Source organism: Mesorhizobium sp. USDA 4775, from assembly GCF_054062655.1.
This window is the reverse complement of the sequence record NZ_JBSSFM010000001.1, coordinates 2048167-2061461: the sequence shown is the minus strand read 5'-3', so window position 1 is coordinate 2061461 and position 13295 is coordinate 2048167. Positions and strand designations below refer to the sequence as shown.

The 13295-nt window shown below is 62.6% G+C and carries 10 protein-coding genes; 4 read left to right on the top strand and 6 right to left on the bottom strand.

The window, feature by feature from the left end; genetic code table 11:
* Together ACVILI_RS09955 and apnL are read left to right on the top strand one after the other, a co-directional pair.
* Entirely contained in the window at positions 1-1035 is a 1035-nt protein-coding gene (locus tag ACVILI_RS09955; RefSeq protein ID WP_019860303.1) for a Gfo/Idh/MocA family protein, read from the top strand.
* Positions 1032-2870, top strand: a complete 1839-nt coding sequence (apnL, locus tag ACVILI_RS09950) for a D-apionate lactonase (protein ID WP_038644659.1) — start codon at positions 1032-1034, stop codon at positions 2868-2870. Before ACVILI_RS09955 ends, apnL begins: the two co-directional genes overlap by 4 nt.
* Before the next feature lie 6 nt (positions 2871-2876).
* Here the strand turns inward: apnL and ACVILI_RS09945 are convergent, their stop codons facing one another.
* Positions 2877-3590 (bottom strand): transcriptional regulator NanR, encoded by a 714-nt coding sequence (locus ACVILI_RS09945; RefSeq protein WP_019860305.1) that lies wholly within the window; start codon positions 3588-3590, stop codon positions 2877-2879.
* Between the two features lie 183 nt (positions 3591-3773).
* Between ACVILI_RS09945 and oiaX the strand changes: the two genes are divergently transcribed.
* Together oiaX and ACVILI_RS09935 are read left to right on the top strand one after the other, a co-directional pair.
* Entirely contained in the window at positions 3774-5024 is a 1251-nt protein-coding gene (gene oiaX, locus ACVILI_RS09940; protein ID WP_038644657.1) for a 3-oxo-isoapionate-4-phosphate decarboxylase OiaX, read from the top strand.
* 4 nt (positions 5025-5028) lie between these two features.
* Entirely contained in the window at positions 5029-6357 is a 1329-nt protein-coding gene (locus ACVILI_RS09935; RefSeq protein WP_038644655.1) for a four-carbon acid sugar kinase family protein, read from the top strand.
* Between the two features lie 257 nt (positions 6358-6614).
* Here the strand turns inward: ACVILI_RS09935 and ACVILI_RS09930 are convergent, their stop codons facing one another.
* From ACVILI_RS09930 to ACVILI_RS09910, 5 genes are all read right to left on the bottom strand, one after another.
* A complete protein-coding gene (locus tag ACVILI_RS09930; RefSeq protein ID WP_038644654.1) occupies positions 6615-7679 on the bottom strand; it encodes an ABC transporter ATP-binding protein in 1065 nt (354 codons plus the stop codon).
* 16 nt (positions 7680-7695) lie between these two features.
* On the bottom strand, positions 7696-9213 hold the full coding sequence (locus ACVILI_RS09925; protein ID WP_038644652.1) for a DUF5060 domain-containing protein: 1518 nt from the start codon (positions 9211-9213) through the stop codon (positions 7696-7698).
* Between the two features lie 18 nt (positions 9214-9231).
* A complete protein-coding gene (locus ACVILI_RS09920) occupies positions 9232-10098 on the bottom strand; it encodes a carbohydrate ABC transporter permease (RefSeq protein WP_051726721.1) in 867 nt (288 codons plus the stop codon).
* On the bottom strand, positions 10095-11048 hold the full coding sequence (locus ACVILI_RS09915; protein ID WP_019860315.1) for a carbohydrate ABC transporter permease: 954 nt from the start codon (positions 11046-11048) through the stop codon (positions 10095-10097). The genes ACVILI_RS09920 and ACVILI_RS09915 overlap by 4 nt, the downstream gene beginning before the upstream one ends.
* Positions 11049-11133: 85 nt before the next feature.
* The gene (locus ACVILI_RS09910; protein WP_038644650.1) at positions 11134-12378 is read right to left on the bottom strand and encodes an ABC transporter substrate-binding protein; all 1245 of its coding nucleotides are present in this window, start codon (positions 12376-12378) and stop codon (positions 11134-11136) included.
* Positions 12379-13295: the final 917 nt, after the last annotated feature.

Genomic DNA, 13295 nt, shown 5'->3' with positions numbered 1-13295 from the left:
ATGGCGACTTTGAGTGGAGCGCTGATCGGTTGCGGCTTCTTCGCCGTCAATCAGATGCATGCCTGGCGCGACATCGACGGCGCCTCGATCGTCGCCATCTGCGACCGCGACCCGGAGCGGCTCAGGATCGTCGGAGACCAGTTCGGCGTGGCGAAGCGCTACACCGATGCAGCCGCGCTGTTTTCGGCCGAGACGCTCGACTTCGTCGACATCGCCACCACCGTCGGCAGTCATCGGCCGCTGGTCGAGATGGCGGCCGCCCACCGCGTCCCGGTGATCTGCCAGAAACCGTTCGCGCCGACGCTCGCCGACGCCAAGGCGATGGTCGCGGCCTGCGCCAAGGCCGGTGTGCCGCTGATGGTGCATGAGAATTTCCGCTGGCAGTCACCGATCCAGGCGGTGCGCGCGGTGCTCGACAGCGGTGAGATCGGCACGCCCTTCTTCGGGCGCATCTCCTTCCGCTCCGCCTATGACGTGTTTTCCGGTCAGCCTTATCTGGCGACGGGAAAGCGCTTCATCATCGAGGATCTCGGCATCCACATCCTCGACATTGCGCGTTTTCTCCTCGGCGATGTGTCGAGCCTCACTGCCCGTACCGCGCGCATCAACCCGGCCATCGCCGGCGAGGATGTCGCCACCATGCTGATGGATCACGAGAGCGGCGCCATTTCAGTGGTCGATTGCAGCTATGCCACCCGACTTGCGGCGGAGCCGTTTCCCGAAACGCTGATCGAGATCGACGGAAGCGACGGCACGCTCCGGCTGGCGCAGGGCTACCAGCTCACCGTCACCGGCAAGAGCGGTACGCTGGTCAGGGATATTTCGCCGCCGCTGCTGCCCTGGGCCTCGCGGCCATGGCACAACATCCAGGAAAGCGTGCTGGCGATCCAGCGGCACTGGGTCGACTGCCTTGCATCAGGCAAGGAGCCGGCGACCGCGGGCGCCGATAACCTCAAGACATTCGCGCTGGTCGAGGCCGCCTATGCCGGCGCCGCGAGCCGGGAACCGGTGCGCATCGACGACCTGCTGAAATGACCTGGGATCGCTTCCTCCTTTGCGGCACGAGCGCGGCGGAGACCGAACCGGTCCGGTTGACCGCCGGTCCGCTCAACGCCGATTTCGTCAACGGCAATCTGCGCATGATCCGCCACGGCGGCACGGAGGTGCTGCGCGCCATCGCCTATGTCGTGCGCGACCGCGACTGGGGCACCTATGAGCCAGCGCTGACGGACTTGACCATCGACCAGGGTGCCGATGCTTTCTCCGTCAGCTACGCGGCAAGCTGCACCGGGCCTGGCGGAAGCCGGCTCGCCTTCCGCGCCACCATCAAAGGCTCTTCTGATGGGCAGCTGGTCTTCGACGTCAGCGCCCTGCCCGACAGCGACTTCGAGACCAACCGCTGCGGCTTCTGCATCCTGCATCCGATCGCCGGCCTCGCCGGCAGCCCCGTGACGGTCGAGCACACGGATGGCAGCGTTGTGGCGACGAAACTGCCTGACCTGATCGACCCGTGGCAGCCTTTCAAGGATTTGCGCGCCATCACGCATGAAGTGCGGCCCGGCGTCACCGCGCAATGCCGCATGGAAGGCGACGTCTTCGAAATGGAGGACCAGCGCAACTGGTCCGATGCGTCCTACAAGACCTATGTGCGGCCGCTGGCGCTGCCGTGGCCCTATGTGCTGCCGGCCGGCGAGACCAACCGCCAGACGATCAGCCTGCGCATTGCCAGTGACGACAACACACCGGCCACCATCGAGGCATCCGGTCCGATCCGTGTGACGCTCGGCGACCTCGGTCCGGCGCTGCCGGATGTCGGCATGATCATCCACCCCGGCGATGTCGAGACGGCGCTGGCGAACCTCGCCACCCTGTCCGTGCTCGGCCCGCAACAATTGCTGTTTCACTACGATCCGACGCGCGGCCATGGGCTCGATACCTTGCGCTCCTTCGCCCGGGTCGCCGCTGCCTATCCCGCCCTTACAACGCTCGAATGCGTGGTCGCCTGCAGCGGCGATCTCGATGCTGAACTCGCAGAGGTCGCCGACACGGTGCGCCGGGCAAATCTGCGGCTCGACGCCATCGCGGTTTCGCCCTCTGTCGATCGGCAATCGACGCCGCCGGGCAGTGCCTGGCCGCCCTGCCCGCCGCTGGAAGATGTCTACGCCGCAGCGCGCCGCGCCTTCCCGGATATCCGTCTTGGCGGCGGTATGTTCAGCTATTTCACTGAGCTGAACCGCAAGCGCGTTCCGGCCGGGCTGCTCGATTTCGTGACCCATTGCACCTGCCCGATCGTACACGCCGCCGACGATCTCAGCGTCATGCAGTCGCTCGAGGCGTTGCCGTTCATTACCCGCTCAGTGCGGGCGATCTTCGGCGACAAGCCCTACCGGATCGGGCCGTCGACCATTGCCATGCGGCAGAACCCTTATGGCGGCGCCACCAAGGACAATCCGCAGGGACAACGCATCGCCATGGCGAACAGCGATCCGCGCCAGAATGGCCGGTTCGCCGCCGCCTGGACCATCGGCTATGCTGCGCGTGTCGCGCCGGTCGGTCTGGAGATGCTGACGCTGTCCGCCTTCACCGGGCCATTCGGCGTGCTGGCGGCATCCGGGGAACCCGTTGCGGAAAGGTCACCCCGGCCGATCTTCCAGGCCATCAAGGGGCTTTGCGAACTGGCCGGCCTTAAACACGTCGCGGCCAAAACGAGCGACGAGACCCGGGTACTGGCGCTGGCCGGGCGCTCATCCTCGGGCAAGACGGTCGTGTGGCTGACGAACCTGACGGCAAGCGACGTGGCGGTCGACCTTTCGGAGTTTGGCCGCGACCGTATTGTGATGACACCCTACGCGATCGCGCGGATCGGCTGAATCAGATTACTTTTCAGAATTCATCACATAGAGGGCGCGCGAGCGCTCCAGATGCTTGATCATCGCCTTCTCGGCGCCATCGGTATCTTTCTTCTCGATGCGTCCGATGATCTCTTCGTGCTCGGTCAGCGTGAACTGTTCCTTGCCGGTCCAGATCAGCATTTCGGTGTGATACTCCTTCAGCCAGCCCAGCATCGCCTCGCTGACAGCGACATAGATCGGGTTGCCGGAGATCGCAGCGATCTGCGTATGAAACTTCATGTCGGCCGATATAAAAGCTTCGGAGTCGCCGCTGAAGCCGCGCTGTTCGGCAAGGGTTGCGCGCAGCAGCTTAATATTCTCGGCGGTGGCCTTTTCGGCGGCTTCCCTGACCATGCCACGCTCGAAGAAGATGCGCGCGGTCTTGAGATGCTCCAGCGTGTCCTTCGATGACGACAGGATGATCTTGGCCGCGCTATCGACCTGTTTGATGATCGACTTGGCGGTCAGTTGCAGCACCTTGGCGCGCTCGCCATGCGAGATCGCCACGAGGCCCATATTGCTCAGCGCCTGCATCGCCTCGCGGATCGCCGGACGGCCGACCTCGAAACGCTCCATCAATTCACGCTCCGACGGCATATCGTCGCCCGGCATCAATTCGCCGCTGGTGATCAGGCGCTTCAGCCGCAAGAAGACCTCGTCGGAAAGCTTGCGCCGGACAATCGGTTCCGAACGGTTCATCGTCGCGAATCACTCCCTTGACCCGGCCCTATCTAACACTGCCGCCACAATTCGCGGAAATGCCGGCTGTCGACCTCGCAAACCTTCCAGCCGGATATGTCTTGCAATACTTATGTACTCATTATACCAGATTTCGAACACCGGTGAACCTTTTTCGAACGCCTGGGCTTGAGACAGCAGACTATGATCACCCTCACCTATCGCATCGAAACGTCCGAAAGCATCGAGGCCTTGGCAGCCAAGATCGCCAGCGACCAGTCGACTGGCACCTTCGTCGCGCTGCCCGGCGAGACCGAGGAACTGAAGGCCCGGGTGGCGGCGCGCGTCCTGGCGATCCGGCATCTACCCGAAGCCTTGCAGCCCTCCATTCCGGAAGCCGGCAATGGACCGTTTAAACGCGCCGATGTCGACATCGGCTTTCCCTTCGACGCTATCGGCACGGACCTGTCAGCGCTAATGACCATCGCCATCGGCGGCACCTATTCGATCAAAGGCCTGTCGGGCATCCGCATTGTCGACATGAAGCTGCCTGATGACTATCGCGGCGCCCATCCCGGCCCGCAGTTCGGCGTTGCCGGCAGCCGCAAGCTGACCGGCGTCGAGGGACGCCCGATCATCGGCACCATCGTCAAGCCGGCGCTGGGCTTGCGGCCGCATGAGACGGCCGCGATGGTGGGTGAACTGATTGCAGCCGGCGTCGATTTCATCAAGGACGACGAGAAGTTGATGAGCCCGACCTATTCGCCGCTGGCCGAGCGGGTGAAGGAGATCATGCCGCTCATCCTCGATTACGAGCAGAAGACCGGCAAAAAGGTGATGTACGCCTTCGGTATCTCGCATGCCGATCCCGACGTGATGATGCGCAACCATGATCTGGTGCTCGAGGCCGGCGGCAATTGCGCCGTGGTCAACATCAACTCCATCGGCTTCGGCGGCATGGCCTACTTGAGAAAGCGCTCCAGCCTGGTGCTGCACGCCCACCGCAACGGCTGGGACATCCTCACCCGCCATCCGGGGCTCGGCATGGATTTCAAGGTGTGGCAGCAGTTCTGGCGGCTGCTTGGCGTCGACCAGTTCCAGATCAACGGCATCGCCTCGAAATACTGGGAGCCGGACGACTCCTTCATCCGCTCCTTCGAGGCAGTGACGACGCCGATCTTTTCGCCTGACGATTGCGCGCTGCCGGTCGCAGGTTCCGGCCAGTGGGGCGGACAGGCGCCCGAGACCTACCAACGAACCGGCCGCACGGTCGATCTGCTCTATCTCTGCGGCGGCGGCATCGTCAGCCATCCGGACGGGCCAGGCGCCGGCGTGCGCGCCGTCCAGCAAGCCTGGCAAGCGGCAGTCGACGGCATCCCGCTGGCGAAATTCGCCCTGAAGCATCCCGAGCTGGCACGGTCGATCGAAAAGTTCGGCGACGGCAAGGCGGCCTGACGTCATGCAGCACCTCCTGCTCAGCTACTATGGCGACGACCTTACCGGCTCGACCGACGTCATGGAAGCGCTCGAGCTCGGCGGCGTGCCGACCGTGCTGTTCATGCGTCAACCCGACCAGCAGCTGCTAGGGCGGTTTTCGCATTGCCTTGCCATGGGGCTGGCCGGTACGAGCCGCAGCGAGACGCCGCAATGGATGGACGAAAATCTGGCGCCGGCCTTCGAATGGCTAAGCCGGCTGCAAGCGACGGTTTGCCATTACAAGATCTGCTCGACCTTCGATTCCAGCCCGGCGATCGGCAGCATTGGCCGCGCCATCGAGATCGGCCGGCGTGTCTTCAACCAGAAGAGCGTGCCGTTGGTTGTCGGGGCTCCCCAGCTCAAGCGATACACGGCGTTCGGCAACCTATTCGCGGCATTTCGCGGTACCTATTTCCGCATCGATCGCCACCCGGTCATGAGCCGGCATCCGGTGACGCCGATGAAGGAGGCTGATCTCCTCATCCACCTCCATCGGCAGACCGATCTCGGTTCCGGCCTTGTCGACCTGACGGCGTTGCAGGCGGATGATCTTTCGCAGACGGTCGACCAGGCTCTTCAGGACAAGGAAATCGTCCTGTTCGACGTCGAAAGCCGCCAGACGCAGGCACGCGTCGGCGAGCAGATCTGGCGGATTTGCGAACAAGGCTATGGTTTCGTCGTCGGATCCTCGGGCGTCGAATATGCGCTGCTCGCCGAATGGGCCGGCAAGGGCATCGCCGCGGGGCACGCGTCCTTCGCGCCACCCGGTCCGGTGGACCGGCTCGCCGTGGTCTCGGGCAGTGTGTCGCCAACCACAGAGAAGCAGATCCGCTTCGCGCTCGCCCATGGGTTCGACGGCATCCAGATCGATGCCATGCAGCTGGTCTCGGACAGCGCCGGCGGGGCGATCGAACGTGCCGTAGCGAGCGGCCTGGCGAGTCTCACGGCAGGGCGCAGCGTCATCCTCTACACCGCCCTTGGTCCCCAGGCCGATCGCAGTGCCGAGATCGACCATATTGAAGGTGCGCGAAACCGGCTCGGCCGGGCGCTGGGCGACATTCTGCGCCAGCTGGTCGTCGAGCAGAAACTCAGGCGCGCGGTCATCGCCGGCGGAGACACCTCCAGCCATGCGCTGGGACAGTTGTCCATCGACGCACTGACCGTGCGCATGCCATTGCCGCAATCACCGGGTTCGCCGCTCTGCCTTGCCCATGGCGGCGGCGAGGTCGACGGCCTCGAAATCGCGCTGAAGGGCGGCCAGGTCGGATCCGATCGCTATTTTAGCGCAATTCGCGACGGCCTCGGAGATTGACGGGATTGCCTAGCGGCAAATAGCGTCAGGCGGCTCGCGGCGTTCCGGGGCAAAAGACGGGAAAGCGACGTGGTCAGCACCGCGATGTCGAGCGCCGCCGTTGATCACTAGCCCGGCAACACTGGCGGCATCGACCGCACTGTCAGCACTTCACCCCAGAAGCCCGCGACGCCCCCCTGTCGCTAGGACGAGCACGCCGCCGCGTCGCTGGCAGAACCACCCCTCGAACATCCCGGACGGCCTATCGCCAAACATCATCAGATACGGCTTCCCGACGCCGGATCGAAGAAATGCACGGCCGACTTTCGTACGGAAAGCATGACGGTCTCATCCGGCTTCAAAGTGACGCGTTCGCGCAGCACGCAGACGAGTTCATGGCCCGCCATCTCGACCGAAAGATGCGTCTCGGCGCCCGTCGGCTCGACGACGATCACCTTCGCCGCGGCGCCGGTTTCGCTGTCGATATGAATGTCCTCCGGACGCACGCCCAGCACTAGGCGCCGTCCGGAGGCGCCGGGGGGAATGGCTGACAGCGGGATGATTGATCCGTCGTCCAGTTCGAGGCCGGGATGCGGGTCGTCGCGCACCGTTCCTTCGATGAAATTCATCGCCGGCGATCCAAGGAAGCCGGCGACGAACATGTTGACCGGCCGGTCATAGAGTTGGAGCGGGCTTCCAACCTGCTCGATCCTGCCGCCGTTGAGCACCACGATCTTGTCGGCCATCGTCATGGCCTCGATCTGGTCGTGGGTGACATAGACGATGGTCGATTTGAGCCGCTGGTGCAGCGCCTTGATCTCGGTGCGCATCTGCACGCGCAGCTTGGCGTCGAGGTTGGACAGCGGTTCGTCGAACAGGAACACCTTGGGATCGCGCACGATGGCGCGGCCCATGGCGACGCGTTGGCGCTGGCCGCCGGATAACTGGCGCGGATAACGCGCGAGCAGCGGCTGCAGCCCCAGGATCGATGCCGCCGTATCTACCTTTTCCTTGATCTCGGCTTTCCTGGCGCCAGCGAGTTCGAGGGCGAAACCCATATTCTGCGCAACGGTCATCTGCGGATAGAGCGCATAGTTCTGGAACACCATGGCGATGTCCCGTTCCTTCGGCTGGAGATGGTTGACCACCCGCTCGCCGATCGAAATCTCTCCGCCCGAGATCGTTTCGAGCCCGGCGATCATGCGCAGCAGCGTCGATTTTCCACAGCCCGAAGGGCCGACCAGAATGACAAATTCACCGTCCTCGATGTCGACGCTGACCCCATGGATCACGGGGGTCGCACCATAGGACTTCTTCACGTCGACAATCTGGACAGAAGACATCTTGTAACCCCGTTTACTAGCGCCGTGGCCTGACGCGGATGGCTTGGTAGGGCTTGCCGGGTAACTCGACCCCGAAAGCAGCGTCCGCCTTGCCCCCGCGCACGACCGAGCCATGGCGTGTTGGATGCGGAATTGGCGCCGCCACTTTCGTGGCGGGCGTCACGGTCATCTTCCAGGCATCGATCACATCGACGTCGTAGTCGCCATCTTCGAGCGGTAGGCCGGTAGACCAGATGACCGGCTGATGCTCGCCGAGATAGATGTAGCGAAGATCGCCCTCGCTGGCGCCGGAGACCCGGCTCCACGGCCAGGCACTGTTGTGGCCCATCGGCTCCAACCCATTGCTGACGTCCTCTTCGATGAGGTCGCGCAGGAAGCCGATCCGCTTCCACGCCTCGCCGTGAAGCCGGCCGCCCTTGGCCCACCAGATCAGATCCTGGGGGTGCATGTAGGTTTCGCCATGCCCGGCATAGCCGCCGCGCATGACGGTGAGCCAGAAGCGGTGCACCAGTTCTTCGGCACTGATGTTGCCCCATGGGAAGACGATGTTGCCTTCATATTCAGGTTCGTCGTTTACGACCGGCTTGCCGTAGGCGTCGCGCCATTCGGGCGTGCGTTTCACATCCCAGTTCTGGATGCAGACATGGCTGACCCACGGTTTGCGGTGGTCGAAATTCATCGACTGCTCGCCATTGTGGATCGATTTCAGATGTTGGTAGGGGTCGTTTTCCTCGAGGATATGGAAGTAGCGGTCCCACTGCGCCATCGGCTTGGTGTCAAGCAGGAAGTCGTACTCGTTGGCCAGCGACCACCAGACGTTGCGGTACGCGGCAAGCCGTGCTGCGAGGTAGGCGACATAACGGAAATCCTGGGCCGCGCTCATGTTGGCGTAGCCCCAACGGTCATAGGGATGGAAGATGATGATGTCGGCCTCGATGCCGAGATCGCGCAACGCGCCGACCTGCGCCTCGAAATGGCGGAATGCCAAAGGGTTCGGCCGGTCGAAATCTTCCTTGCCGTCCGGCCCGGCCTCGAAGATCGCGTGCAGCGCCGCATTGACGTTGAAGGGATAGTCTTTCGGGAAGACACCCATGCGCAGCTTGTTGAAGCGCGCATTCTTCAAGGTCGCCAGCGTCTCGGCCTGCATGTCGAGCGGCTGGTGCGTCCAGGCATAGCAAGTGGTGCCGAACGGGAAGTAGGGCGTGCCGTCGGCATAGGCGAAATGGAATTTGTTGCGCACGCGCACCGGACCGTGGTTGCCCGCGGACGGTGCGGTTGCCTCGAAGGCGCCGCTCTTGCCCGCCAGCGACGGGATGTTGGAGTGCGTGACATAGCTCCAGCTGCCTTCATTGTCCGGCATGAAACGGATGCGGTAGGTGCCGTCGCCATCGTAAAAGCCTGGAACCGCGATGCTGCGGTTCGCTTGCGAAAAGCTAGCGGACAACTCGATCTCGACGAAGGGGTTGCCATCCGCGGGGCCCTTCAGTGCGATCTCGAATATGTCCCATTTCTCGACTGTCGTGCCGTCGGCCATGCGTGGTTCCTTGCGTTGCTATTCCTTGACCGCGCCTGAGGTCAGCCCCGAGACGAAGTAGCGCTGGAAGATGAGGTAGACGATCGCCGCCGGCAGCACCGTCATCACGATCGCCGCGTTGAGCTGGCCGTAGTCGCGGGCGAACTGGCTCTGGAACGACATCAGGCCGAGCGGCAACGTCCAGCGATCCGGATCCTGCAGGATGACCAGCGCCATGGCGAACTCGTTCCAGGTGGCGACGAAGTCGAGGATCAGCAGCGCCGCAAGCACCGGCAGCGACACCGGCAGGAAGATACGCCGGAATACGGTGAAATGCGACGCACCGTCGATAAGCGCCGCCTCGCTGAGCTCCTTGGGCACCTCCTTGAAGAAGCCATGCAGGATGAAGACCTGATAAGGGACGCCGAAGGCGAGATAGGGCAGGATGATGCCGACATAGGTGTTGATCAGCCCGAAGCTGTTCACCTGCTTGAAGATCGGCGCCAGCATCACCTGGAACGGGATCATCGTGCCAAACACGATGGCAAGGAAGACCACCTTGTGTCCCCAGACCTGGATGCGGCTCAGCGAATAGGCGGCCATGGCCGATATCATCAGCCCGAGCGGCACCTTGATGACGGTGATGATGGTGCTGTTGACGACCGTTGTGCCGAAATCGCCGCGCCGCCAGGCATTGGTGAAATTCTCCCAGGCGAGGCTGGTGGGCGGAGAGAATGCGCCGGTCCCCATCACCGTGGCGTTCGATTTCAGCGACGTGAAGAGGATGAAGATGAACGGAGCGATCCAGACCACGGCGACGATGATCAGCGCGATCCACAATGCCACCAGCAGCGGATCCACCCGCTCCGCGCCGGCCTGGCGAAAGGGGCTGGCCACGCCGCTCATTGATAGGCCTCCTGCCGCTTGAGCGTCCAGCGCAGATAGGGGATGACGATGGCAACGGTGATGAGCAAGAGTACGACGGAGATGGCGCTGCCACGGCCGAAGTCACCGAGTTGCATGGCTTGCGTATAGGCCCACATGGCGAGCATCTGCGTCGATTGCGCCGGTCCGCCGCCGGTCATCCCGTAGACGATGTCGAAGGCTTTCAGCGAGTTGATCAGCGACAGGATCAGGACGATGGTTATGGTGGGCCTCAGCGCCGGCAGTGTCACATAGCGGAACAGCTGGAAGCGTCCTGCGCCATCGATGCGGGCGGCTTCGACCAGCGTCTGCGAGACGCCTTGCAGCCCGGCCAGGAACAACACCATCGAGAAGCCCGCGACCTCCCAGACATAGCCTATGAAGACCGAATAGAGCGCGACGTTGCGGTCGCCCAGCCAATCCTGGATCAGGTTGGGCCATCCGGCCGCGGAGAGCAAACTGTTGAACAACCCGAAGAAAGGGTCGAACATCCAGCGCCACATGGTTGCCACGGCGATCGGCGCTATGATCACGGGCATGTAGAACAGGGCGCGCAGCGGCGAGCGGCCAGGGATGTTCTGGTTCAGGCCAAGCGCCAGCCCAAAGCCGATCAGCGGCGGGAAGATGACCGACAGGAAAGTCCAGATCAGCGTGTTCTTGAAGGCGACCCAGAACACCGGATCGTCGTGCAGCACGTAGCGGTAGTTGTCGAGCCCCACCCAATGCTTGTCCGCGTTCAGTCCATTCCATTTCATGAAGCTGAGCTGGATGACGTCGATCATCGGATAGAAGGCAAAGACTGCGTAGGCCAGCACCGCGGGCGCCAACAGCATCAATCCCTGCAGGGTCGGATCCTGCAGTTTTCGGCGAAGCTGGCCTGACCGGGCAGGCATTCGCGCATGGCGATCGGCGGCGGAAATGTTCACGGCCATGTATCGTCCCAGGAGCGGTGCAAGAGAATCGGCTGGCCGGCCCCGGCCTGCGGCTTGTCGGGGCCGGCCATCGCGAGGTTCAATATCAGCTGCGGTTGCCGATGAATTTCTGCAGCTCGGCGGCTGCCGCCTTGGGATCGAGAGTGTCGCTAGCAACCTCGTTGATCACCCGGAAATATTCGGTGGTGACGTCGAGCGGGAAGGCCTGGTCGCCATTGACGAACGTCGACGGGAACTTGCCGAAGATCTCGATCCATTTCTGGTCGAGCGGTTCGGCGCTCGTGTACTTGACGTTCTTGTTGACCGAGATCGAACCGAAATCGCCAAGGTGCTTTTGCTGCACGTCGGTGGATTCGAGATAGTTCAGGAACTTGGCGGCGATGTCGGGAACTTTGCTCTTGGTCGAAATGTAGTTGTACTCGGCGAAGCCGTAGAGGCGGTCAGTACCGGTCGGGAATGGGAACAGACCAAAATCCGCAGTGCGGTTTTCGCCCTTAAGCTGACCCACCAGCCAGTCGCCTTCAAGCATCATGGCGGCTCGACCGCCGAGGAAGAGATTGAACGACTGCGCCTGATCGATCCCCATGAACGGCTTCAGCGTGTAATTCGATGTCCATTTGTGGAACTCCTCGAAGGAGGCCGTGGCGCAGGCCTCGTCTGCCCAGCTCACCTGCATCCCCATCAGACGGTCATGCTTCTCGACCCCGCATTTGGTTTCCAGGATCATGTCCATGAGACGCATGACGTGCCAGTTGACGGTTCCGCCAAAGGTGATTGCCGGGATGCCGGCGGCTTTCAGCTTCTCGGCGTCCGCGACAAGTTCATCATAGGTCGCCGGGGCCGTGGTGATGCCGGCCTTCTCGAACAACGCCTTGTTGTAATAGAGCGCCTCGCCGTGGAATGTGTAGGGCACGCCGTGCCTGCCACCCTCATACTGCTTGGAGAAGGAAAGCGCCGGTGAGAGCAGTTCATCGTCCCATTTGTATTCGGCGTAGTATTTGTCGAGCGGCAGGCTGAGTCCCGCCTTGACGAATTCGCCGCCAAGGCCAAGGCCGCCCCACATGAAATAGATGTCCGGTCCCTGGTCGGAACCTGAGGCGACCCGCAGCGCCGACTTGTGTTCATCGGTGCCGCGGCCTTCCACCTTGATGGTGACACCAGGATTGGCAGCCTCGAATTCCTTGACGATGTCAGCCCATGCCTTGTTGGCGGAATCATTGGCGAAGGTCAGGGTCCAGACCTTGACCTCTTGCGCGGACGCCGCGCCGGCGACCACCATGGCGATGGCGCCAAAAAGCGCTACGCGCCGAAGTTTCCTCGATGTCTGCATAGTCTCCTCCCTTGACCGTGTACCCGCATCCGCCGAGCCCTGACCAACCTTAGCGGCAACCATCATCATGTCAACTGGTATGATGAGATGAAGAGCAGAGTTGTTTGGCCAGGGCTTTCCCCGAACCGGCGGACCGGCGCATGCTGGTCGTACCTTTCCTTCGCCGACTGCGTGCGCCTCGTCGCTGCATTTCTCACCGCGCCGCGCGGCCACACGATCTCCTTCGGCATCTCGGTTGCCCTCAGCCATCGCGGAGCTTTCTTTTGCAATTCGCCAAGCGGATTCGACATCCCGCCTTGCTGCGGCTTCCGCTTCCTTGGGATTACGTGACCGGATGGCTTGGCCTGTCGAAACACGGATCATGATTTCCGTCCTTCTCCCGCAGGCTTTCAGGTCGGCGCTGCCGGCGATCGGCGGTCAGAACATCCTGCTGTTGAAGGGAACTGCCCTGGCCTCGACGACCACAGTCTTCGAACTTATGGGGGCGGCCAACCTCGTTCGCGCAGACCTTTCGGGTTTACGAGCCTCTGTTCGCCGCGGCTCTTGGATATTTCTTGCTAGCGGCATTGATCACGGTTGGTTTCGGTTTTTTCGAGAGACGACTTGTTCGACGGTATCGAGTGGCACCGGTTCGGATCACCTGTTTATTCCACACAGGGTACACTGAATCCGTCATTCGCTTCGGCCAGCCATGGCAGCGAAGCCGGAACTGGTGGTTCGATGGGTGGGGGAAAGGCGGTAGCGCTCTCCCGCCATCATCCCCCACGAGCAGAGAGCCATCCCTATTTGCAGGTCGCAGCCGCCGATAAGCGCCCGAACCGAACGCCGGCCTTCATTGCACCAGGAAAGTCCGCCCACCCACAAGGCAGGCTACATTCCACGGCCTTGCAGGAAACCCTTCAGCAAAACCAATAACT